General features: G+C 72.1%; 19 protein-coding genes. 4 read left to right on the top strand and 15 right to left on the bottom strand.

The genetic code is table 11. The annotated features are described in order from the left end of the window. Positions 1–14: 14 nt before the first annotated feature. The 4 genes from GE300_RS03740 to GE300_RS03725 form a co-directional block, all read right to left on the bottom strand. Positions 15–1,142 (bottom strand): UDP-galactopyranose mutase, encoded by a 1,128-nt coding sequence (locus tag GE300_RS03740; RefSeq protein ID WP_154445047.1) that lies wholly within the window; start codon positions 1,140–1,142, stop codon positions 15–17. Between the two features lie 88 nt (positions 1,143–1,230). Next, entirely contained in the window at positions 1,231–2,274 is a 1,044-nt protein-coding gene (gene pyrC, locus GE300_RS03735) for a dihydroorotase (RefSeq protein ID WP_154445045.1), read from the bottom strand. Between the two features lie 95 nt (positions 2,275–2,369). Then, the gene (locus GE300_RS03730; protein ID WP_154445043.1) at positions 2,370–3,746 is read right to left on the bottom strand and encodes a sensor histidine kinase; all 1,377 of its coding nucleotides are present in this window, start codon (positions 3,744–3,746) and stop codon (positions 2,370–2,372) included. Beyond that, positions 3,743–4,438 (bottom strand): response regulator transcription factor, encoded by a 696-nt coding sequence (locus GE300_RS03725; RefSeq protein WP_154445041.1) that lies wholly within the window; start codon positions 4,436–4,438, stop codon positions 3,743–3,745. The genes GE300_RS03730 and GE300_RS03725 overlap by 4 nt, the downstream gene beginning before the upstream one ends. 181 nt (positions 4,439–4,619) lie before the next feature. On the opposite strand from GE300_RS03725, the gene GE300_RS03720 reads away from it, so the two are divergent. After that, positions 4,620–6,047, top strand: coding sequence for a Do family serine endopeptidase (locus GE300_RS03720; protein ID WP_154445039.1), 1,428 nt, complete (start codon positions 4,620–4,622; stop codon positions 6,045–6,047). Between the two features lie 126 nt (positions 6,048–6,173). On the opposite strand, the gene GE300_RS03715 is transcribed toward GE300_RS03720, so the two are convergent. Genes GE300_RS03715 through GE300_RS03700 form a run of 4 tightly spaced genes read right to left on the bottom strand, consistent with a single transcriptional unit; the run spans position 6,174 to position 12,059 of the window. Then, positions 6,174–7,055 (bottom strand): UPF0280 family protein, encoded by an 882-nt coding sequence (locus GE300_RS03715; protein WP_154445038.1) that lies wholly within the window; start codon positions 7,053–7,055, stop codon positions 6,174–6,176. Between the two features lie 2 nt (positions 7,056–7,057). Continuing rightward, positions 7,058–8,455 carry a 6-hydroxynicotinate reductase gene (locus GE300_RS03710; RefSeq protein ID WP_233416780.1) on the bottom strand — a complete coding sequence of 466 codons (1,398 nt, stop codon included), beginning with the start codon at positions 8,453–8,455 and terminating at the stop codon, positions 7,058–7,060. 56 nt (positions 8,456–8,511) lie between these two features. Next, a complete protein-coding gene (locus GE300_RS03705; RefSeq protein WP_154445037.1) occupies positions 8,512–11,214 on the bottom strand; it encodes a molybdopterin-dependent oxidoreductase in 2,703 nt (900 codons plus the stop codon). Beyond that, on the bottom strand, positions 11,211–12,059 hold the full coding sequence (locus GE300_RS03700; protein WP_325063084.1) for an FAD binding domain-containing protein: 849 nt from the start codon (positions 12,057–12,059) through the stop codon (positions 11,211–11,213). Before GE300_RS03700 ends, GE300_RS03705 begins: the two co-directional genes overlap by 4 nt. Positions 12,060–12,158: 99 nt before the next feature. Here GE300_RS03700 and GE300_RS03695 point away from each other — a divergent pair, with 99 nt between their 5' ends. Beyond that, entirely contained in the window at positions 12,159–12,593 is a 435-nt protein-coding gene (locus tag GE300_RS03695; protein WP_154445036.1) for a MarR family winged helix-turn-helix transcriptional regulator, read from the top strand. On the opposite strand, the gene GE300_RS03690 is transcribed toward GE300_RS03695, so the two are convergent. The 7 genes from GE300_RS03690 to GE300_RS03660 all read right to left on the bottom strand — a co-directional run bounded on the left by GE300_RS03690 (position 12,590) and on the right by GE300_RS03660 (position 19,459). Next, positions 12,590–13,285, bottom strand: coding sequence for an ABC transporter ATP-binding protein (locus GE300_RS03690; RefSeq protein ID WP_154445035.1), 696 nt, complete (start codon positions 13,283–13,285; stop codon positions 12,590–12,592). The genes GE300_RS03695 and GE300_RS03690 overlap by 4 nt on opposite strands. Further along, a complete protein-coding gene (locus tag GE300_RS03685) occupies positions 13,285–13,992 on the bottom strand; it encodes an ABC transporter ATP-binding protein (protein WP_154445033.1) in 708 nt (235 codons plus the stop codon). The genes GE300_RS03690 and GE300_RS03685 overlap by 1 nt, the downstream gene beginning before the upstream one ends. Beyond that, positions 13,989–14,936 (bottom strand): branched-chain amino acid ABC transporter permease, encoded by a 948-nt coding sequence (locus tag GE300_RS03680; protein WP_154445031.1) that lies wholly within the window; start codon positions 14,934–14,936, stop codon positions 13,989–13,991. Before GE300_RS03680 ends, GE300_RS03685 begins: the two co-directional genes overlap by 4 nt. Continuing rightward, positions 14,933–15,859: a branched-chain amino acid ABC transporter permease gene (locus GE300_RS03675; protein WP_154445030.1), complete on the bottom strand. Its 927-nt coding sequence runs from the start codon at positions 15,857–15,859 to the stop codon at positions 14,933–14,935. Before GE300_RS03675 ends, GE300_RS03680 begins: the two co-directional genes overlap by 4 nt. A gap of 18 nt (positions 15,860–15,877) precedes the next feature. Continuing rightward, the gene (locus tag GE300_RS03670) at positions 15,878–16,678 is read right to left on the bottom strand and encodes a class I SAM-dependent methyltransferase (RefSeq protein ID WP_154445028.1); all 801 of its coding nucleotides are present in this window, start codon (positions 16,676–16,678) and stop codon (positions 15,878–15,880) included. Between the two features lie 4 nt (positions 16,679–16,682). After that, entirely contained in the window at positions 16,683–17,975 is a 1,293-nt protein-coding gene (locus tag GE300_RS03665; protein ID WP_154445026.1) for an ABC transporter substrate-binding protein, read from the bottom strand. 98 nt (positions 17,976–18,073) lie between these two features. Next, positions 18,074–19,459 (bottom strand): hypothetical protein, encoded by a 1,386-nt coding sequence (locus GE300_RS03660; protein ID WP_154445024.1) that lies wholly within the window; start codon positions 19,457–19,459, stop codon positions 18,074–18,076. A 124-nt stretch (positions 19,460–19,583) separates the two neighbouring features. Between GE300_RS03660 and GE300_RS03655 the strand changes: the two genes are divergently transcribed. Both GE300_RS03655 and GE300_RS03650 read left to right on the top strand, forming a co-directional pair. After that, positions 19,584–21,629, top strand: coding sequence for a hydantoinase/oxoprolinase family protein (locus GE300_RS03655; RefSeq protein ID WP_154445022.1), 2,046 nt, complete (start codon positions 19,584–19,586; stop codon positions 21,627–21,629). Beyond that, on the top strand, positions 21,626–23,380 hold the full coding sequence (locus GE300_RS03650) for a hydantoinase B/oxoprolinase family protein (RefSeq protein ID WP_154445020.1): 1,755 nt from the start codon (positions 21,626–21,628) through the stop codon (positions 23,378–23,380). The genes GE300_RS03655 and GE300_RS03650 overlap by 4 nt, the downstream gene beginning before the upstream one ends. Positions 23,381–23,598: the final 218 nt, after the last annotated feature.

Genomic DNA, 23,598 nt, shown 5'->3' with positions numbered 1-23,598 from the left:
CCGTGTGCAGTGTGTCAGGCGGCGGCGCGGGCAAGCCAGGCCTCGGTCCCCATCAGCGCCTGGTTCACCACCTGGTGCATGTCGAGGTACTGGTAGGTGCCGCAGCGGCCGATGAAGGTCAGGTTCCGGACCTGCGCAGCCTCGGCGCAGTAGCGCTGATAGAGCCGGTCGTAGCGCCCGTCGGAGGCCTTGACCGGGTAGTACCGCTCCATCCGGTTGTCGCGGTAGTCGCATGGCTCCTCGACCGTGCGCAGCACCGTGGCGTCGCCGCCGTGCCGGGGAAGCTCGTGCCACCAGGTCTCGCGCGTGAAGGGGCCGCTGTCGGTGTAGTTGACGGTCGCGTGACCGGGCGCCGCCGCCGCCGGATGGCGGGTGGTGTGAAAGCGGATCGAGCGGTAGGGCAGCGCGCCGTGCCGGCATTCGAAGAACACGTCGATCGGCATCGCGTTGAAGCAGTGCAGGCACTCGTCCAGCATGCGGTGCTCGAACGCCGTCGACAGCGACAGGCGGATCCGCGGATGATCCAGCATCGCCTCGAACATGGCGGTGTAGCCCCGTGCCGGCAGCGCCTGGAAGCTGTCGCCGGGGAAATAGCGGTCCTCGCGGTCGGTGCGGATCTTCAGCCGGCGCACCACGGCGGCGTCCATCTCCGCCAGGTCCTGCCCCCACATCTTGCGGGTGTAGCGGCCGAAGAACAGCTCGGTCAGTTGCGGGCCGACGAGGCCCAGAAGGTGGTCCTCGGCGCTTTCGACCTTGCCGCGCGGGCGCGCGAGTGAGGCGAGCATCGCCTCGGCCTCGGCCGGGGTGTCGACGGGACGGTCGAGAACGGCGGCGATGGTGTCGGCGTTGATCGGCATCGGCACCAGCCGGCCGCTTTCCAGCCGGGCGACGACGCGGTGCTCGTACGGCACCCAGTCGGTGAACTGGCCCAGCCAGTCCACCACCCGCATGTTCGAGGTGTGGAACAGGTGCGGGCCGTATCTGTGAACACGGATCCCGGTGGCCGGATCGACCGAGTCGAAGCAGTTGCCGCCGACATGATCGCGCTGGTCGATGACGTGAACGTCGAACCCCGCGTCCGCCAGCCGGCGCGCATGAACCGCGCCCGCCATGCCAGCACCGACGATCAGAATCTCGGCCATTTCCCTGCCCTCCTGCTGCGGTCCAGCAGTAACGGCGGGAGCGTTTACAAAACGTGAATACGTCGGCCCGGAATCGTCCGCTGAAGGGTCAGGAGATCACCCGCCAGAACAGCGGAAAGCCCGGATCGAACACGCTCAGCGCCCCCTCGCCCGTGTCCAGCGTCCGCGGCAGCTCGACGGGCGCGTCGGCGCGCTCCAGGCGGATGGTCGCGGCCGGGGCCGGAAGGCCGTAGAAGGCGGCGCCGTGCGCCCCGACGAAGCTCGGCAGGCGTTCGAGCGCGCCTTCCTGCTCGAACACATGCGCCAGGCAGGCCAGCGTGTTCGGCGCGGTGAAGCAGCCGGCGCAGCCGCAGGCGGTTTCCTTGGCCACATCGAGGTGCGGCGCGCTGTCGGTGCCCAGGAAATAGCGCGGATCGCCCGAGGTCGCGGCCCGGCGCAGCGCCTGCCGGTGCTCCTCGCGCTTGACGATCGGCAGGCAGTAGTAGTGCGGCCGGATGCCGCCGACCAGCATGTGGTTGCGGTTGATGATCAGGTGGTGGGTGGTCAGGGTCGCCGCCAGCCCGCTGTCGGCCGAGGCGACATAGTCCACGCCGTCCCGGGTGGTGACATGCTCCATCACCACGCGCAGCCCCGGCAGACGGGCGCGCAGCGGCGCGAGCACCCGCTCGATGAACACCGCCTCGCGGTCGAAGATGTCAATCTCGGGGTCGGTCACCTCGCCGTGCACGCACAGCGGCAGGCCGATCTCGGCCATGCGTTCGAGCACCGGGATGACGCGCTCGATGTCGCGCACTCCGGACTCCGAGTTCGTCGTGGCTCCGGCGGGGTACAGTTTCACCGCCTTGACCAGACCGGACCGCGCCGCCGCGGCGACATCGTCCGGATCGGTCGTTTCGGTCAGGTAGAGCGTCATCAGCGGCTCGAAGCCGCTGCCCTCGGGCAGCGCGGAGAGGATGCGGTCGCGGTAGGCGGCGGCCTCGGCGCCGGTGACCACGGGCGGCACCAGGTTCGGCATGATGATGGCGCGCCCGAACTGCGCCGCCGTCACCGGCGCGACCGCCCGCAGCATCGCGCCGTCGCGCAGGTGCAGGTGCATGTCGTCGGGCAGCGGCAGGGTCAGGGTGCGGGTCATCGCGGGCCTCCGGGGTCTCGGCGTTGCGGCTGTCTGGCATGGCGCGCGCGCCCGTGCAAGCCGCGGCCTGGCGCATCGAGGCGCGGGCGCGCGGCTCAGACCGGCGGCAGCATGATGCGCGCGCGCAACCCGGGGGCGTTGTCGAGCAGTTCCAGCCTTCCGCCGTGCAGATGGGCGACGGCGCGCACCAGGCTGAGGCCGAGGCCCGAGCCCTCGCCGCCGCGCGCATCGTCCAGCCGCACGAACCGGTCGGCCACGGTGGCGCGCGCCTCGGCCGGGATGCCGGGGCCGTTGTCGGCGACCTCGACGCAGGCGCCGCCGTCGTCGGTCGGATGCGCGCGCACCGTGACCCGCCCGTCGGCCGCAGGTGCGTATTTCAGCGCGTTGTCGATCAGGTTCGCCACCGCCTGCGCCACCAGCTGCGGCTCGCCCCTTGCCGGCGCGGGGCCGGTGTCGAGCACGACCTCGATGCCGCGCGCCTCGGCCACCGGGTGGTACAGCTCGGCCGCGTCCTCGGCGATCGTGGCCAGGTCGATCGGCTTCCAGCTGTCGCCGGGCACGCGCGTCTCGGCGCGGGCGATGTCCAGCAGGTTCGCGAGGATCTTCATCGCCGCGTCGATCTGTTCCAGCGCGTGGGTCATCACCACCTGCGCGTCCTCGCCCTCGGCGCGGCGCAGCAGCGCCAGTTCCAGTTCGGCCCGCACGCGGGTCAGCGGCTTGCGCACGTCGTGGCTGATCGCGTCGGTGGCCAGACGCATCCCGCTCATCAGCCCCTCGATCCGGTCGAGCATCGCGTTCACGCTGCCCGCCAGCCGGTCAAATTCGTCGCCGGAGCCGGCAAGCGGCACCCGCCGCTCCAGGTTGCCGGCGGCGATGCGCTCGCCCGCCTCGGCCGCGGCCTCGACCCGGCGCAGCACCCGGCGGCCGAGCAGCACCCCCGAGACCAGGCCGACGGCGATCGCGAACAGGATCACCCACACCGCGGCGCGGACGAAGCGCTGACGCACCATGAACTGGTCCTCGCTGTCGCGGCCCACCAGCAGGCGATAGCCGCGCGGCAGCTCGAAGGTCAGCGCCCGCACCCGCCGCTCGGTGCTTTCGGCGCCGTCGCGCTTGGTGACGGGAAAGCTGATCTCGGCGCCATCATCGTGGCCGGCGGGCCAGGCGCTGAGGTTGCCCGCGCGCCGGCGCCCGTCGGGCCCGACCAGCAGGTAGACGTTGTCGCCGCGGGCGTCCGGGCCGGTGCGCGCCTCGATCGCGCCGACCAGGCGCCGCAGGCCGCCTTCCTCGAACCGCTCGGACAGCGCCCGGATCTCGGCGTCCAGCGTCGCCTCGGTCTGGCGGTCGACGACCGCGACCGTGCCCAGATAGACAGCGCCCAGCCCGCCGCCCAGCACCAGGCAGAACAGCGCCGTCAGCACCGCCGCGAAGCGGACCGGCGTGGTGCGCCACAGCCCGCGCGGCAGGCTCACGCGCCGTCCTTCGCCGCCGGGGCCTTCATCATGTAGCCGGCCCCGCGCACCGTATGCAGCAGCGGCGTGTCGAACCCCTTGTCGATCTTCTGCCGCAGCCGGCTGATGTGCACGTCGATGACATTGGTCTGCGGGTCGAAATTGTAGTCCCACACGCCTTCCAGCAGCATCGTGCGGGTGACCACGCGGCCGGGGCGGAGCATGAAGTACTCGAGGATCTTGAACTCGCGCGGCAGCAGCGGGATCTCGCGCCCGGCGCGGGTCGCGGTGCGGGCGAGAAGGTCCAGCACCAGATCGCCGACCGTAAGCGCCGTTGCCTCGCTGTCGCCGGCGCTGCCGCGCCGGGTCAGCGCGTCGAGCCGGGCCAGCAGTTCGGAGAACGCGAACGGCTTGGTCAGGTAGTCGTCGCCGCCGGCGCGCAGCCCCTGCACGCGGTCGTCCACCTGTGCCAGCGCCGACAGCACCAGCACCGGCGTCGTGCGCCCCTCGGCGCGCAGGGTGCGCACCACCGACAGCCCGTCCATGCTGGGCAGCATGCGGTCGATCACGATCGCGTCGTGGCTGCCGGTCAGCGCCGCCGCCAGGCCTTCGGGGCCGGTGTGGCAGACATCGCAGACATGGCCGCTTTCGCGCAGCCCGTCCGACAGGTAGCGTGCTGTTTCCGTGTCGTCCTCGACGATCAGCAGGCGCATGGATCCCTCAAGCACTTGTCCGCGTTTACGATCTGCGCGCCGACGCGCCCATGCGCAAGCCGCGGAGCCTTTGATGAATCTTATTTAATGCTGCCGCAATGGCGGCGACAGACAGCCGCCCCAGATTGCCTGCTGTCCCCCGACGACGGGGAGATCCCTGGAAATCAGCCGGAGTCAAAACATGCGATCCGACAAGTCCCTGAAATCCGTCCTGCTGGCCGGCGCCGTCGCCGTCGCGCCGCTGGCCACCCTGCCAGCTATGCCCGCGCTGGCCCAGGCGCCGGCGGCGATGCAGAGTTTCGCGCCGCTGGTCGAGGCCGCCAAGCCCGCCGTGGTCGGCGTCGTCACCGAGATCGATGCCGTGCCGGAGGCCAACGGCATCCAGGGCTTCGGCAACATGCCGCCCGAGATGGAGGAGTTCATGCGCCGCTTCTTCCCCGAAGAGCGGATGCCGCGGCCGGACATGCCGGGACAGGCGCGTCGCGGGCTGGGCTCGGGCTTCATCATCGACAAGTCCGGCGTGATCGTGACCAACAACCACGTGGTCGCCGGCGCCAGCAAGGTGAACGTGGTGCTGGATGACGGCACCGAGTACGAGGCCGAGGTGGTCGGCACCGACGACCGCATCGACATCGCCGTGCTCAGGATCGAGACCGACCGCGACCTGCCGACCGTCGAATGGGGCGAGTCGGACGCGGTGCGCGTCGGCGACTGGGCGCTGGCGATCGGCAACCCGCTAGGCCTCGACGGCACCGTCACCGCCGGCATCGTCTCGGCGCGCGGCCGCGACATCAACTCGGGCCCCTACGACGACTACCTGCAGGTCGACGCCGCGATCAACCAGGGCAACTCGGGCGGGCCGCTGTTCGACCTGAACGGCAAGGTGATCGGCGTGAACACCGCGATCCTGTCCACCTCGGGCGGCAACATCGGTCTGGGCTTCGCGATCCCGGCCGTGCAGGCGCAGATGATCGTCGCGGACCTGCTGGACGACGGCAAGGTCGAGCGCGGGTGGATCGGCGTCTCGATCCAGCCGGTGGACCGCGATATCGCCGAGAGCCTGGGTCTCGAGGCCGCCAAGGGCGCGCTGGTGGCCGAGGTGATGCCCGACAGCCCGGCCAAGGCCGCCGGCCTGCAGCCCGGCGACGTGATCCTGGGCTTCAACGGCAAGGACGTGAACGAGGTCCGCGACCTGACGCGCGCCGTGGCCGCGTCGGAAATCGACGCCGACGCGAAGATCGAGATCTGGCGCGGCGACGAGGCCCGTACGCTGGAGATCCGGCCCGCTCTGCTCGAGACCGCCTCGGCCGAGGCGCCCGCTCCGGCGGCCGGCCCGGCGAACCTCGACCTGCCGGATCTGGGCCTGGGGCTGGAAAGCACCGAGCGCGGCGTCGCCGTCGCCTCGGTCGAGCCGGGTTCGGCCGCGGCCGAGCAGGGCATCCGTCCGGGCGACGTGATCCTGTCGGTGGACCGCACCGAGGTGCCGGACAGCGCCGCCGTGACCGAGGCGATCGAGACCGCCAAGGAGAACAAGCGCGAGAACGTCCTGCTGCTGGTCGAACGCGACGGCACGCGTCGCTTCCTGACCCTGTCGCTGACCAGCGCCTGAGGACGCATCTCTGCCTGCCACTGGCGGCCGCTCGGGGTTCCCCGCCCAGCGGCCGCATTTTTTTGCCCCGATGCCAGGCGCGGCGCGTGTGCCTGCGGCAGCGCGGCAATGCGCGGGGGCGGCGACTTAACTGCCGGTCAATCGACCGAAGGCGCGCAAGTCTCCCGCACCGCTGCCCGCATTCAGGGGAACCGTCGGCGCCGCGCCGACGATCCGATGCTGCCGGCCCAGCATCAGGATGGCGCCGATCAGCAGCCCGCGCGCCCGATACGTCGCCGCGGCGCGGGCGCCGGCCTCAAGCGCCGCCGCGACTTCGCGCTCGCCCAGCGCGCCGACGGCGATGGTCACCGGGCGCGCGCCCAGATCGCTGTCCGGCGACAGCCGGTTCGCCGGCCGGCGCCGGATCGCCGGGTGCCCGGGCAGATCGACCGCGTTCGCGATCAGCGTCGCCGCGGCGTCGGCGGCGGCGGCCGAGGCCGCCAGCACCGTGACGCTGTCCGCGATCCCCAGCGAATGGCTCCGCCCGCCGCGACCCGAGGTGGCGACGCCGCCGACGCCGTCGCCGGCGGTCAGCGAAAGCATCGCCGGCACCGGCGCGGCCACCGCGGCGCGCATCGACTGGCCGGGCCGCAGCCACAGCGCGGCATCGCCGCCGTTGTTGACATAGGCGCGGTCGATCCCGCCTTGCGCGCGGATCACGGCCAGCATCTCGTCCGCCACCGCGCCGGCGACCGCGGCCATCGGCGTGACGAACGCCGGCGCGAACGGCGCGGCCGCGACCAGCATCCGGCGCGCGACCGTGCCGTGCAGGCGCGGCGCCCCGGTCACCGGGCGGCGCAGTTCGGGCAATTCGGCCGCGAGTTCCTCCAGCACCGTCGCGAACCGCGCCCGGACCCGGTCGAACGCCGCCGCGCGCCCGGGGCCGTGCGCGTCCACGATCAGGTCGATCGGCCCGTGGTGCAGATGCAGCCGGCCGTCCGGCAGCAGCGCGGCGGCGGCGCGCAGCATGCTCAGCCCTTGCCGGGGCGCGCCACGGTGCGGACCTCGGCCCCGTATTCGCCGCCGCGCGCCAGCACGTCCTCGATGCTGCGCACGGCCGCGTCATGCCCGCCCAGCGCACGGAAATCCTCGCGCGGCAGGCGAAACTCCAGCGGCGCGACGATGGCCGGCGTCGGCACATAGCCGAACGAGCCCTCGGGCATGGTGGCCACGTCGATCATCAGCGTGATGCCGCCGCCGGGCCAGACCCAGGCCGGCGCCCCGCCGCAGCTGACGCTGGTCTTCAGCGCCTGGACCGAGCGTGTCAGCCGCACCGGGTTCGTCGTCACCCCCGACCGCAGCGAGCCACCCGCCCCGCCGACGAACAGGACCGTGCACAGCGCCGGCTCGCAGTTCTCGGCGATCAGCGCGACGGTCGCGCGCAGCGCCTCGGGCAGCGGCGCGGGGCGCGGCACGAGGTCGTGGTCCAGAACGAAGTAGCCGTGCTGCTCGCCGGTGGTCGAGACCATCAGCAGGGTCAGCCCGGGTCGCGCGCCCTTCCCGGGGTTCCACTCACCCAGGATCGCCAGCGGGTCGTCGACGTCGGTGCCGCCCCAGCCCAGCCCCGGCCGCGCGACCTGGAAATACCGCCCCGGTGTCGAGCGCCGCCCCTTGATCCGGATCCCGGTATCCGGCCAGCCCAGCACCTTGCCGGCCTGGTGCTCGCTGACCACGCCGGTGATGTGATCGTCGACCACCACCACCTCGTCGACCAGCCCGTGCCATTGCGCCGCGAACATGCCGATCGTGGCCGAACCGCAGCCGACGCGCATCCGCACTTCGCGCCCGCCGTCGACGATCGGCGGCTGGCCGGACTGCACCACGACCTCGGCGCCGCCGTCGATGGCCAGGGTGACCGCCTCGCGGTTGCACAGCCGCATCAGCACATCGCAGGTCACCCGGCCCTCGGCCTTGGAGCCGCCGGTCAGGTGCTCCACCCCGCCCAGCGACAGCATCTGCGAGCCATACTCGGCGGTGGTGACGTGGCCGACGATCTCGCCCGCCGCGCGGACCCAGGCGGCCTCGGGGCCGAGATGCCGGTCGGTGTCGATCTTCACCTTCACCCCGCAGTAGGAGAAGATCGCCTCGGTCACCACGGTGACGAAATCCACGCCGTCGATCTGGCGGCTGACGATGAACGGGGCGGGCTTGTAATCGGGATAGGTGGTGCCGGCGCCGATCGCCGTCACGTCCAGGTTTTCGAAGCCGAACACCTCGCCGTCCCATTCCGAGGCCAGAAACGGCCGCACCTCGTCGCCGGCGGCGATGCGCCGGTCCAGAAGGGTCAGCGGATCGCAGCGCACGATCTTCCCGCCCTGGTTGCCGTAGCGGTCGCACGCGCCCAGCTGCCCCTCGGCGATGTAGCACATCACCGGGCAGGCGTCGCAGCGGATCTTCTCGGGCCGCTTGTCGCGCCGGGGAACGGTCACGGCGCGCCCTCCGCATCGCGGATCGCCGCGCGCACCCGGTGCGGCAGCGCCGGCAGCCGGGTGAGGCGCGCGCCGCAGGCGTGGCGGATCGCGTTCAGGATCGCCGGCGCGGTCGGGATCAGCACATGCTCGCCCAGCCCCTTGGCGCCCATCGGCCCTTCGGGGTCCGGCTTCTCGACGAAGATCGCCTCGATCTCGGGCATGTCGCCGGTGGTCGGGATCAGGTAGTCGTGCAGGTTCTCGGTGACGCCGGGAACGTATTCCTCCATCAACGCCATGCCCAGGCCCTGGGCGATGCCGCCGCGCACCTGCCCCTCGGCCAGAAGCGGGTTGACGACGCGGCCCAGATCGTGCGCCGCCGTCATCTTCAGCACGCGGACCGTGCCCAACTCCGGATCGACCGCGACCTCGGCCATCTGCGCGCCGTAGCCGTAGACCGCATAGGGCGTGCCCTGCCCGTCCGCGTCCAGCGCCCCGGTGGGCGGATCGTAGCGCTCCTCGGCGCCGAGCACATAGCCGTTCGCATCCGCCGGCAGATCCCGCAGCGCGATCTCGCGGCCGCCGCGCGCATCGGTGGCGCGCAGCCGTCCGCCGTCCAGCGACAGGCGCGCATCGGGGCCGGTGTTGGCCAGCGCCAGGATCCGCGCGCGCAGCGCCGCCCCCGCCAGCATCGCCGCCTTGCCGGTGATGTAGGTCTGGCGCGAGGCCGAGGTCTTGCCGCAGTCCGGCGTCAGCGCGGTGTCCGGCCCGATCAGCTCGAACCGCTCCGCCGGCAGGCCCAGCGCCTCGGCGCAGAGTTGCGTGACCACAGTGTTCGCGCCCTGGCCGATGTCGGTCGCGCCCTGGTGCAGGCGCAGCCGCCCGTCGGCGGTGATCCCGACCCGCACCGTCGCCGGGTTGGGCAGGCCGGTATTGCCGCAGCCGTACCAGCAGGAGGCGACGCCGACGCCGCGATGCGGCGCGGCGCCAGCCTCGGCCAGCGCCCGGCGCCAGTGCGGGCGCAACGCCTCCAGGCACTCGGCGATGCCGACGCCGTGCAGAACCTGCCCGCACGGGCTGCGGTCGCCGTCGCGCAGCGCGTTGCGCAGGCGGAATTCCAGCCGGTCGATCCCCGCCGACAGCGCCAGATCGTCGTAGAGCGTTTCCTGCAGCACCGCCGCCTGCGGCACGCCGAAACCGCGGAACGCCCCCGCGACCGGGTTGTTGGTGTGCAGCGCGCGGGCCTCGGCCCGGTAGGCGGGCGTCCGGTACGGCCCCGAGGCGTGCACCGGCACCCGCACCGCCACCGTCGGCCCCCAGCTGGCGTAGGCGCCGGTGTCGAAATCGCCGTCGAAGGTCATCCCCGTCACCCGGCCGGCGGCATCGATGCCGATGCGGCCGCGCATCCGGCCCGGGTGCCGCTTGGTGCTGGCGGCCATCGATTCGCTGCGGGTGAACACCATCCGCGCCGGCCGCCCGGTCTTCAGCGCCACCAGCCCGACCAGCGGCTGCACCGACAGGTCGAGCTTGGCGCCGAACCCGCCGCCCGCGGCGGTGGGAATGATCCGCACCCGGTCCGGCGGCAGACCCAGCACGCGGGCCGTGGAATCGCGGTCCAGCACAGGCGCCTGGGTGCAGGCGCGGATCACCAGCGTCTCGCCCTCGAGCCAGGCGGCGCCGGCTTCGGGCTCGATGTAGGCATGTTCGACGAAACCCGTTTCGACCTCGGCTTCGGCGACGTGCGCCGACGCGGCCAGCGCCGCCTCGGCATCGCCGGTCCGGACCCGGCCCGCGATCAGCAGATTGCCGGGCCGGTGCGCGTGCAGCGGCGGGGCGCCGGGCGCCAGGCGCGCATCGACCAGCGCCGGCACCGGGCTCCACGTCACCGGGAAATCGCCCAGCGCCGCCGCCTCGACCCGGTCGGCGGCGCCGGCAAGCAGGGCCACCGCCTCGCCGCGGAAGCGCACTGCCGTCTCCGCCAGCGCCGGCTGGTCCGCGCAATCGGGAATGACGCCGAAGCGGTTCTCGCCCGGAATGTCGGCGGCGGTGAACACCTGCAGGCCGCCACCCTGCCGGGCGATCCAGCCGTCGATGTCGCCGAAGGCGAAGCCCGCCGCCGCGTGGGGCGAGCGGATGGCGCGCACGCTCAGTGCATCGTCCGGCGCGACGTCGGCGCCGAAAACCTCGGTGCCCGCGACCTTGGGGATCCCGTCGAGCCGGGCCACGGGCTGCCCGACGCCCGACCCGGCGGCGATCGGCGCAGGCGCGCCGACCACCGCGTCGATGATGCTGCCGTAGCCCGTGCAGCGGCACAGCACGCCGCCCAGCGCCGCCTCGGCCTCGGCCCGCGTGGGATGCGGCGACGCCCGCAGCAGCGCCGTTGCCGCCATCAGCATGCCGGGCGTGCAGATCCCGCACTGCGCCGCGCCATGGGCGTGGAACGCCTGCTGCAGCGGCGAAAGCTTGTTTCCGGACAGCCCCTCGATCGTGGTCAGCGACCGGCCCGCCGCCTGCGCCACCGGCGTCAGGCAAGCACATACGGGCGCGCCGTCCAGCAGCACGGTGCAGGCGCCGCAGTCGCCGGCGTCGCAGCCGACCTTGGTGCCGCGCAGCCCGAGATCCTCGCGCAGCACCTCGGACAGGCGCCGGCCCGGTGCCACCGGCAGGGCGTGGTCGCGCCCGTTGACCGTCAGCCGCAGCAGGTCCACCGGCCGGTTCATGCGGGCACTCCGGCGGGTATCAGGCCCGCCAGCGCCCGGCGCACCAGCACCGCCGCGGCCTCGTGCCGGTAGGCGGCGTCCGCACGCACGTCGGAAATCGGCGCCAGCGCAGGCGCGACCAGGTCCGGGCGGACCAGGCGCGGCGCATCCGCGGCCGGCGCGCCGCGCAGCACCGCCTCCAGCGCGGGCAGACGCCGCGCCACCGCGCTGCACGCCCCCACCGCCACCGCAGCCTCAGCGATGCGCCCGCTGTCCACTGACAGGCGTGCCGCGACCATCGCGATCGAGATCACCAGATAGCGCCGCGCACCGAGCTTGAGAAACCGGCTGTCGCCCTGCATCGCGGCGCGCGGCACATGCACCGCGCTCAGCAGTTCGCCGCCCGTCAGCGCGGTGCGCCGCGGCCCGGTCAGGAACCCGGCCAGCGGCATGCGCCGGTGACCGGCGGCAGAGGCCAGCTCCACCTCGGCGTCGAGCGCCAGCAGACAGGGCACCCCGTCGGCCGCCGGCGAGGCATTGCACAGGTTGCCGCCGACCGTGCCCGCGTTCTGGATCTGCACCGAGCCGACCTCGGCCGCCGCCTGTTTCAGCATGTCGAAGGCGGGCGGCAGATCGGCCGCCAGCAGGTCTGTCCAGGTGGTGCAGGCGCCGATCCGCAGACCGTCCGCCGTAGCCGCGATGCCGCGCAACCCGGCGATCGCCGTCAGATCCAGAACCGTTCCGCTCAGGGCGCGTCGTTCGGTGGCGGGAAACAGGTCGGTGCACCCGGCGGCGACGGTCATCGGCGCGTCCGCCAGCATCGCCAGCGCCTCGCTCAGCCTGCCTGGCCTGTAGTACGCGACCACGTGCCGACCTCCCCGCGGTTGGTGCGCGGAACTTGTTGGTGTACAAACGATGGTGCGACAGGTGCGCGCACCTGTCAACGCCCGTCGAAGGACCGCCCCATGCCGCAGGATTCGCTTGCCCCGACGACCGGATACCGCCTCGAAGAGCAGGTCGGTTTCGTGCTGCGCCGGGCGCAGCAGCGGCACCTGAGCATCTTTGCCGCCAGCATCCCCGAGCTGACGCCGACGCAGTTCGCCGCGCTGGCCAAGCTGTGCGAGCTGGAGCAGGCTTCGCAGAACGCGCTCGGCCGCGCGACGGCGATGGATGCGGCGACGATCAAGGGCGTGATCGACCGGCTGCGGGTCCGCGGCCTGGTCGAGGTCCGGCCGGACGCGGCGGACCAGCGGCGCGTGGCCGTGGCCCCGACCGCCGAAGGTCGGCGACTGTTCGACGCGCTGGCGCCGCGCGCGCGGCGCATCACCGACGACACGCTGGCGCCGCTGACCGCGCCCGAGCGCCACATGTTCCTGGCGCTGCTGGAAAAGCTGGCCTAGACGCCGAGATAGCGGTCGACGATCGCGTGATCCGCGCGCAGGTCGGCGGCGGGAAGTGTCCGGGCCAGCCGGCCGTTCTCAAGGAATGCGACCCGGTCGGCCAGCGACAGCACCGCGTCCACGCGCTGCTCGACCAGCAGCACGGCGACGCCCTGCGCGCGCATCCGCAGGATCACCTGCCGGATCGCGTCGATCATCGACGGCTGCAACCCCTCGGTCGGCTCGTCCAGCAGCAGCGCCTTGGGCGACAGGCACAGCGCGCGGGCGGTGGCCAGCATCTGCTGCTCGCCGCCCGACAGGGTCTGCGCGCGCTGCCGCAGCCGCTCGCGCAGGCGCGGGAACAGGTCCAGCACCTGCTCGCGCACATCCGCCCCCGCACCGCGCGCCATCAGCCCGACCTCCAGGTTCTGCGCGACGGTCAGCTCGCCGAACAGGCGGCGGCCCTGCGGGATGTACCCCAGCCCCTGCCTCGGCACCCGGTGCGGCGGCAGCGCGCTCACCTCGACCCCGTCCAGCAGAACCTTGCCGGACATCAGCGGCAGCAGGCCCATGATCGCCTTCATCGTCGTGGTCTTGCCCGCGCCGTTGCGCCCCAGCAGGCAGAGGATCTCGCCTCCGTCCACGGTCAGCGACAGATCGCGCAGCACCTGCGCCTGCCCGTATCCCGCGCCGATTCCCTGCAATTCCAGCATCAGGCAGGCGCTCCCAGATAGGCGGCCTGTACGGCGCGGTCCGCGCGGATCGCGGCGGGCGGGCCTTCAGCCAGCACCTTGCCGAAATCCAGCACCGTGACGCGGTCAGCGACTTCCATGACCACGCTCATGTTGTGCTCGATCAGCAAGATCGTGGTCGCGGCCTTCAGCGCACGCACCAGCGCCTTGAAAGCGTCGATCTCGGCGTCGGTCAGGCCCTGCGTCGGCTCGTCGAGGATCAGCAGACGCGGCTCCTGCGCCAGCCCCATCGCGATTTCCAGCAGCCGCTGATGGCCATAGCTCAGGTCCCCCGCCAGCGCCTTGTGGTGCGCCCCCAGCCCCACACGCTTCAGCGCCTGCGCGAGCCGCGCGCCCTCGCCTTCCAGCCGGACGCGGCGCGCGGCCAGCCCGACGTTCTCGGCCACCGTCAGGCGCGGAAAGACCGAGGTGATCTGGAACGTATACGCCATCCCCAAGGCGATCCGCTTGTGCGCGGGCAGCGCCGAGACGTCGCGGCCGGCGAATTCCACCGTGCCGCACGTCGGCCAGATCCGTCCGCAGAGCATCGAGACGAACGTGGTCTTGCCCGCGCCATTGGGACCGATCAGCGCCCGCACCTGGCCCTCCGGCAGGTCGAAATCCACGTCCTCGACCGCCGTCAGCCCGTCGAACCGCCTGGTCAGGCCGCGTGTGCGGAGCAGGCTCATGGCAGCCACCTCCAGGCGCGGCGGCGCAGTTCCCCGGCCAGGCCCTGCGGGGCGAACAGCGTCACCAGCACCAGCACGACGCCCGCGACCAGCATGTAGGCGGTGGTCAGCCCGCTCGACAGGTCGATCAGGTAGAACATGAACAGCGTGCCGACGAACGGGCCCAGCGCCGTGCCGGCGCCCCCCAGCAGCACCCAGAGCAGCGGGAAGATCGAGTACTGCACGCTGGCGAAGCCGGCCCCGGCATAGCCGAACAGCAGCCCATAGGCCGCGCCCGAGGCCGCCGACATCGTGCCCGAGATCACCACCGCGCCCAGTTTCAACCGGAACACGTCGTAGCCCAGCATCCGGGCGCGTTCCTCGTTCTCGCGGATCGCGATCAGGGCGCGGCCGAAGCGGGTTCGCAGCAGCCGCAGCGTGACCAGCAGGCAGGCGGCGAACAGGATCAGCGCGGCATAGTAGCGGTTGACCGGATCGCTCAGGTCGATCCCCCACATCACCCGCTGCGCCTGGCTGATGACGAACCCCTCGTCGCCGCGCGTGTACGCGCCCATCAGCAGGATCGTCAGGTATCCCGCCTGCGCGAACATCAGCGTGACGATCATGAACGCGACCCCCGCCGTGCGCAGCGCCAGCACCCCGATCACCAGCGACACAACGGCCCCCGCCGCCAGCCCGGCCAGCAGCGCGGGCGCGGGCGCGGCGTCGAGCAGCCGGATCGACAGGCCCATGCCGTACATGCCGGCGGCGAAGAACAGCGCGTGGCCAAGGCTCAGCAACCCGGTATAGCCGAACAGGATGTTGTACCCGGCGGCATATCCCGCCAGCACCATGATCCGCGCAAGATTGCCCTGGTGATACTCGGGCAGCACGAACTGGATCGCGGCCAGAACCACGATCAGGCCGACATGCAGTGCGGCGGACTTGCCCAGCCCCTCGTTCATGCGGCGCGGGTCCCGAACAGGCCTTGCGGACGGAACACCAGCACCAGCGCCACCAGCAGCGTCGCGATGATCTTGGCCAGCGTCGGCGAGAAGAACACCGAGATGATGCCGTCGCTCAGCCCGATGAGGATGGCCGCCGCCACCGTGCCCGGCAGGCTGCCAAGCCCGCCGATGATCACCACGATGAACGACAGCAGCAGCGGATCGCCCCCCATCAGGTAGTGCGCCTGCTGGATCGGCACGACCAGCACCGCGCCCAGCGCCGCCAGCGCCGCACCAAGGCCGAAGACCAGCGCATAGACCCGCTCGACCGGAATGCCGAAGGCGGTCGCCATGTCGCGGTCCAGCTGCGTCGCCCGCATCACCAGCCCGATCCTGGTGCGCGCCAGCAGCGCCCACACACCCAGCAGCACGACGGCGGCGGCCCCGATCACCGCCAGCTTGTAGCTGGTCGTGCTGAGCCCCCACGGATAGTAGAGCTGCCAGCTGCCCTCGACCCTCTCGATCCAGGGAATGGCGAGCCGGTGGTTGAAGGGCGGCTCGACCGGCCGCGCCTCGGGGCCATAGGTCATCAGCGTGACCTGCTGGATGATGTAAAGCAGGCCGATGGTGGCGACGATGGTTCGTTCGGGGTCGTAGGCGACGCGCTTGAGCACGGTCATGTCCGCCAGCGCGGCCAGCACGCCCACGATCAGCGGCGCCACGACAAGGGCAACGGCGAAGCCCAGCGCCGGGTGGCCACCGACGGTCGTGGCGATCCACCAGGCCAGCACCGCGCCCAGCATGAAGAACTCGCCGTGCGCGACGTTGACCACGCGCATCACGCCGAACACCAGGCTCAGGCCCACGGCGGTCAGCGCCAGCACGGCGGCGGTGACCGCGCCCTCCAGCGAGGCGAGCAGCAGGTAGGGACCGAATTCCATGCGCCGCGCCTGCCCCTCTCAGCCGGCGACCGGGGCGCGCACGGCCCAGGCACGCGCCGTCATGGTGATCGGCCCGTCGCCAAGCGCGGCCTTGACCGCATCGCGCAACTGTTCGGCTTGTGGCCCGGGCAATGAAGCCAGGTAACCCGGCGCAGGACCGGTGCCCAGGGTGAAAGGCCGCCAGTAGGCGTCGAAATCGTCGAACACCGTCTCGATCTCGATTGCCGCGCTTTCGGCCCCGTCCAGCCCGGCATCGGCGAAATCCTGCAGCAGCGTCGCGCGGGTGGCATGCGGAAAGCGCCGCGCCTCGTCCAGGTCGCCGGCGCGTGTGTCGAGCTTGGCCGCCTCGCGCCAGAAGGCCGAGATCATGCCCATTCCCTGCCCCGGATAGTCCCATACATAGCCGGCCACGGTGCTGCCGGGCCGCACCGCGCGGGCCAGGGCGGCCAGCGCGCCGGGGCGGTCGGGGATGAAATTCAGCACCAGCCCCGACACCGCCACGTCGACCGAGCGGCCGTCCACGGGCAACGATGCCGCATCGCCCACCGCGAAGCGGGCGCGCTGATCGTCAATGGTGGCCGAGGCATGGTCGACGAACCCGGCCGACGGGTCGACACCCAGCACCGAGGCCGGCACGGCCCGCGCCAGCACCGCCGCGCTCAGCGCGCCGGTGCCGCAGCCGAGATCCAGCCAGTCTCGGCCCCGAGGCATGTCGAGCCAGTCCAGGAAGCGCATCGCGACCTGCCGGCTCCATCGGCCCATGTAGGCGTCATAGCTGTCGCCCGCGGACCAGCTGTCGTGCGTTGCGCCCTGCCCCATGCGGCTAGAGCGACTGCGTGGTGTAATCGACCTCGTCCGGATACAGCGTGTCCTCGATCGAGGTGGTGTGCACCTTGATCAGTTTTCCCCCCTGCACCTGGCTGATGTACTGGTGCCCGAAGGCCTGGTGGGTCTTGCCGTTGAACCGCTTGGCGCCCTGCGGGTGCTGGTCCGAAAGCTCCATCTCGCCGATCCCCTCGACCGCCTCGATCAGCGCGGCACGGTCGTCCGGGCCCTGATAGCCGGCGATCTCCATGCCCTTCTTGATGACGTACAGCGTCTCCCAGCAGCCGAACATGTGCGCATAGGTCGACACGTCGTCCGGATCGCTGACCGAGGCGCCGTTTTCGTCCACGCCCACCTGCTCGCGGAAGAACGCGTCGTGGCTGGTCTGGTCGGACTGGGCGTAGCGCGGGTTGCCCTCCCAGAAATAGCTGCCGTCGAGGAACTCCAGGCCGGGGCTGGCCAGGCTGACCGCCTCGAGGCTGTCGATGAAGCCGAACAGTTCGGGGCGCGAGGGGCCGAAGAACTCGCCCAGCTCCTTGACGAAGGTCAGCACCGCGGGGCCGACCATGACATGATAGATCACTTCCGTGTCGCGCGGGATGCGCGGGAAATACCTGGTAAAGCTGGTCTCGGTCGGCGGGATGGCGATGTGCTCCAGCACCTGACCGCCCTGCGCTTCCAGTGCGGCGGTGAAATAGTCGCGGTGATCGTGGCCGAAGGCGAAGTCGGGAAAGATCATCGTGACCTTCTTGCCCAATGTGCTGGACACATACGGCGCCATCGCCTGCACCTGGCTTTTCACATCGGTGATGCCCGGTTGCAGCGTCCAGCGGTTCAGCATGCCGCTGGCGACGTGGTGCCCTTCCGAGACCACGAAATACGGCAGTTTCAGCTCGCCCGCGCGCGGCGCCGAGCCGATCACGACATGGCTGAACAGCGTGCCGAAGCCGACGTCGCACCTCAGCTGGGTGGCCAGCTTCTCGACCACTTCGGCGCCGCGCTTGGCGTCGGTGCCGTCGTCCTCGGCGACGATCTCGAGCGGGCGGCCGTTGATGCCGCCGGCCTCGTTGATCAGCTTGGCGGCGGCCTGGGTGGTTCGGTCGTACCAGCGACCGTAGGCGGCACCGATGCCGGTGCGGTGCACCTGGAAGCCGACGCGGATCGGCTCGGATGTCTGCGCCTGCGCATAGCGCGCCCACAGCGGCAGCGCGGCCGCGCCGGCCCCGGCGGCCAGCGTCCTCAGCGCGCCGCGTCGGGTCTGGCCGGCGGGTTCGGTGATCTTCCTGGTCATGAGGGTCTCCTCGCTTGCGCCCGGGGCCAGCCCCCGTGGCGAGTACTGTGCAAACTGGCCTGCGCCTTGTCCACGTCTTTCCCCGGCCTGTCCGGCACCTAGCCCGCCCGGGGCGAGGCGAGCAGCCACAGCCCGAACAGCGTGTAAAGCACCATGAACCCGGCCAGCGGCGCCTGGCTCAGCGCCGCGCGGCGGTTGCCGCCGAAGATGCGCACCGCCTGGGCGTGGGCCAGCAGCACCGCCAGCACATGCCCGGCGACCACCGCGCCGGCCTGCGCCAGAAAGACCGTGCGCACGCTGTCCTTCCGGTTCAGGAACCCGGTCGAGACCGGATGCGGGCCCAGCCCCAGCAGGTCGGCGCCGCGCAGCAGCGGATCGCTGGCCCACGCCAGCACGTACTGCCCGTCGACCAGCAGGGCGGTGAGGTAGTGGCCGATGTGATAGCCCAGCGCGATCGGCAGGATCGCGGGCGCGAACAGCCGGAACGCATACGCCAGCGGCAGGTTCGCGCGCGCCAGCCGCAGACCCGCGCGGACGCACAGCGCGAACGCCGCGACCAGCGCCGCGTTCGCCGCCAGCAGCCCCGCCAACGTCGGCAGGATCAGCGCGGTGCGCCCAGGATACTCCAGCGGGTTGAGGCCGAGCACGCCGTACCACCAGAAGGTCTCGTTCAGCCCGTCGAAGCTGCCGCTGCCCAGCATCAGCAGCACGAACACCGCCAGTCCGACGGGCACGGGAGGGGCGCGCAGCAACCGCCAGCCCGGCAGGCCCAGCGCCCGGCGCCCGCGCACGCGGCCCGGCGCCGCCAGCCTTGCATAGGCGCGCATCAGCACCGTCAGCCCCTCGCCGCGCAGCAGCCAGACCGGTCCGAAAAGCACGCCGCCGAGATAGCCGTACAGCCAGTAGCCGGCGACCATACGCGCCAGCCGCGCCGGGTCCGACGGCGCCGGATCGGCCAGCAGCACCGCGGCAAAGCCCAGAAAGCTGACGACCGCCGGCGCGAACCCCAGCCGGCGCGGATAGCGCAGCGGCGCGCGGACCTGCGTCAGCGTCCGCGTCACCGCCAGCGGGCCGGTCCAGGGATTGATCCAGCCCCAGAAATCGCCCAGCAGCCCCTGAAGCGCCACCAGGCCGATCCACCAGATCGTCCAGATCGCCAGCGGAAGCGGATTGCCCAGCGGATCGCGCGGTCCCAGCAAACCCGTGCCGATCAGCGCCGCCAGCACGGCGAAGCTGACCAGGCTGACGGCGGTGCGGCCCCGCGCCGGCCGCAGATGCCACAACGGCAGCGGCCGGAACAGCGCCCCGGCGGCGTGCGGCGGCAGCACCGCCAGCAGCAGCACCGTGGCCGCAACCGCAGCGACCCCGGCGCCGGCGTAGACGTCCGTGGGCAACAGCAGCACGAAGCTCTGCTCGGAAGCGTGGCCGAACGCCGGTCCGCCGGGCAGCAGAAGCAGGAGGGGAAGCAGGCGGCGCGCGGTCATCGCCGCCAGCCTAGCCGGCGCCCGGCGCGATGGAAGCCCGCGCCGCCGACGCGCGGTCGTTGACAAGCGGCGCGGCTTCGCAAAATCATTTGCACACCAACGAGTATCAGCCGGAGCCGCCGTGATGACTCGGACACCCTCGGGACTGGTGGTCGGCGTCGACGTGGGCGGCACCTTCACCGACCTGGTGCAGCTGGACCAGGCCAGCGGCCGGGTGCGCATCGCCAAGGTGCCCAGCACCCCCGCCAACCAGGCGTTCGGCGTGATCGACGCGCTGAACGCGGCAGAGGTAGACCTGCCGGCGCTGGACCTGATCGTGCACGGCACCACGACCACCACCAATGCGGTGCTCGAGCGCAAGCTGGACCGGACCGGGCTGATCACCACGCGCGGCTTCCGCGACGTGCTGGAACTGGGCCGCCGCACCCGGCCGCAGCCCTACGGCATGACCGGCACCTTTACCCCGGTAATCCCGCGCGATCTGCGCCTGGAGGTGCCCGAACGCATGGACGCGGCGGGCGCGATCGTGATCCCGCTCGACGAAGACGCGGTGCTGGCGGCGGGTCGCCGGCTGCTGGAGGCGGGCTGCGTCTCGGTCGTGGTGCATTTCCTGCACGCCTACGCCAACCCGCAGCACGAACGCCGCGCCGGCGCGCTGCTGCGCACGGTCTGGCCGAACGACCACATCACCCTGGGCCACGCGCTGCTGTCCGAAAGCCGCGAGTTCGAGCGCGGCGTGACGGCGGCGGTCAACGCCAGCGTGCAGCCGCTGCTGGCGCGCTATGTCCGCCGGCTGAGCGGCGAGCTGTCGCGCGGCGGCTACCGCGGGCAGATGCTGGTGATGACCGGCAACGGCGGCATGGTCTCGGCCGACCGCGTCGCCGACGAGGCGGCCAAGACGGTGATGTCCGGCCCGGCCTCGGGGGTGATGGCGGCGGCGCACATCGGGCGGCGGACCGGGGTGCCGGACCTGATCAGCTACGACATGGGCGGCACCTCGACCGACGTGGCGCTGATCCGGGGCGCGCAGCCGCAGGTCTCGAACGAGATCGAGCTTGAGTACGCGATGCCGATCCACGTGCCGATGGTCGACGTGCGCAGCGTCGGCGCCGGCGGCGGCTCGATCGCGCGGGTGACCGAGGCGGGGCTGCTGCAGGTCGGCCCGGACAGCGCGGGCGCGGTGCCGGGGCCGATCTGCTACGGCCGCGGCGGCACCGAGCCGACGATTTCCGACGCGAACCTGATGCTGGGCCGGCTCGATGCGGGGCGCTTCGCGGGCGGCGACGGTGCGGCGGTGGCGCCCGCCTTCGCCCGGCTGGGCGCGGCGCTGGGCCTGGACGCGGCGGGCGCGGCCGAGGCGGTGCTGCGCATGGCCAACACCACGATGGCGGGGGCGATCCGCATGGTGTCGCTGTCGCTGGGCGCGGATCCGCGCGACTTCGCGCTGTTCGCCTTCGGCGGCGCCGGGCCGCTGCACGCGTGCGAGCTGGCGCGCGAGCTGGGCATCCCGCGGGTGCTGATCCCCGGCCGCCCCGGCATCACCAACGCCATCGGCTGCGTCGTCGCCGATCTGCGGCACGACTTCGTCAACACCGTCAACACCCCGGTCGCGGCGCTGGCGCCGGGTCGGCTGGCGCAGGTCTTCGCCACCCAGGCCGAGCGGGGCCACCGCCTGATCGACGCCGAAACGGTCGGCATCCGCGCGCGCCGGGTGCTGCACAGCGTCGACATGCAGTTCGTCGGCCAGACGCATCTGCTGCGCGTCGATCTGGACCGGCCCGACATCGCCCCCGAGGCGCTGCAGGAGCTGTTCGAGCAGGTCTACTGGCGCCGCTTCCGCGTCCGCCTGCCCGAAATCCGCGCCAGCGTGGTGAACGCCAACACCTCGGTCATCGGCACGCGCGCCGAGCCGGACCTGTCGGCGCTGATCGATCCGGCCGGACGCCGCGCGGACGTGGCGTCGGCGCGAACCGCCACGCGGCCCGTCCGCTTCGGCACCGACTGGTGCGACGCCGCGGTCTACTGGCGCGACCACCTGCCGCTGCGCGCGGCGATCCCCGGCCCGGCCGTGGTCGAGCAGATGGATACCACCGTGCTGATCCCGCCCGGCGACCGCGCCACCGGCGACGCGGACGGCAACCTGCTGATCGCCATCGGAGGCGCGCCATGAGCCTCGATCCGATCACCCTCAGCGTCATCCAGGCCGGGCTGCAACAGGTCTGCGACGAGATGGACCTCAGCTTCTCGCGCGCCGCGTTCTCGCCGGTGATCGCCGAGGCGAACGACCGCTCGGACGGGATCTACGACGCGGTCGACGGCGCGCTGATCGCCCAGGGCGCGGGCGGGCTGCCGGTGTTCGTCGGCACGATGCAGCAGTCCACCCGCACGCTGATCCGGATGATCGCCGACGGCGCCGCCGCGGCGCCGCAGCCGGGCGACGTCTACATCGTCAACGATCCCTACCTCGGCGGCACGCACCTGATGGACGTGCGCTTCGCCCGCCCGTTCTACCGCGGCGACCGGCTGTACTGCTGGCTGTCGAACACCGGCCACTGGCCGGACACGGGCGGCGCGGTGCCCGGCGGGTTCTCGGCGTCGGCGACCTCGGTCGAGCAGGAGGGGCTGCGCCTGCCGCCGGTGCGCCTGTTCAAGCAGGGCCGGATGGACCGCGAGCTTTACGCCGTGATCTGCTCCAACATCCGCGTCGCCGACCAGCGCATCGGCGACGTGCAGGCGCAGGCCGCCGCGCTGGAGGTCGGGGCCGAGCGGCTGGGCGCGCTGATGGACCGCTACGGCGACGACACCGTGACCGGGGCGATTGCCGAGCTTCGCACCCGCGCAGCACAGCAGATGCGCGCCTGTATCGCGCTGATCCCGGAGGGCCGCTTCGCGGCGACCGCATGGATCGACAGCGACGGCGTGGTGGACGAACCGCTGGCGATCCGGCTGGCAGTCACCCGCGACGGCGACGCGCTGACCTTCGACTTCACCGGCTCGGCCGCGCCCTGCGCGGGGCCGATGAATTCGGTCCGCGCAACCACGCTCAGCTCGGTCTACCTGGCGATGCGGCACATCTTTCCGCAGGTGCCGATCAGCGCCGGCGCGTTCGAGCCGCTGCACGTCACCGGGATCGAGAACACGTTCCTCGACGCGCGCTACCCGCGCCCGGTGTCGGGCTGCGCCGCCGAGGTCAGCCAGCGCATCGCCGAAGCCGTGTTCGCCGCGCTGGTGCAGGCGCTGCCCGACCGGGTGACCGCCGCGCCCGCGGGCACCAGCGGCAACTTCGCGCTGGGCGGGCACGATCCGGCGCGGGGCCGCGACTTCGTGATGTACCAGTTGTCGGGCGGCGGCTATGGCGGCAACGCCGATCACGACGGCCTGACCAACGGTTGCTCGACCATCGGCATTTCCAAGGCGCCGCCGGTCGAGATCATGGAACAGGCGTTTCCGGTGCTCTACCACCGCTACGCCCTGCGCGAGGGATCGGGCGGCGCCGGCCGGCATCGCGGCGGCTTCGGGCTGGATTACGAGGTGGAGCTTCGCCGCGGCCACGCGCGCGCAAGCTTCGTGATGGATCACGGGCGCTTCGGCCCGCAGGGCGTGCTGGGCGGGTCCGACGGCGCGCCGAACCGGGTCACCGTGCTGCGCGGCGGTGTTGCCCATGTGCCCGCGCACCTGTCGAAAGAGCAGGACATCCCGCTGGCGCCCGGCGACCGGGTGCATGTGCAGACGCCGGGCGGCGGCGGCTACGGCGATCCGCTGACCCGCAATCCCGCCGCGGTGGCCCGCGACGTCGCGCTGGAACGCTACACCGCCGACGACGCGGCGGCGCTGTTCGGCGTGGTCCTGCGCGGCGTGCCACCGGAGGCCGACGCCGAGGCCACCGCCGCGCTGCGCGCACGCCTGCGGACCCGGGACTGACCCTGGTCCGAGCGACGGTGCCGGCAGCGCGGGCGCCCGGTCGCGCGCAGGCTTGAAGGCGCCCGAGAGCTTTCTCTGCATTGCCATTGATGGCGTCGCCGGGGCCGGCATCGCGTTGCGGCCGACGAACCGGCGCGAATTGTCCTTGGGCACGGGAAGCCATTGTGCTTAAAAAAACTCAATGAAGTCGGCAAGGTGGGAACGGCACGTGCGGCATG

Source organism: Halovulum marinum (assembly GCF_009697225.1).
GTDB classification, from domain to species: domain Bacteria; phylum Pseudomonadota; class Alphaproteobacteria; order Rhodobacterales; family Rhodobacteraceae; genus Halovulum; species Halovulum marinum.
The sequence above is the reverse complement of the archived record's forward strand: the minus strand, read 5'-3'. Positions and strand labels throughout refer to the sequence as shown.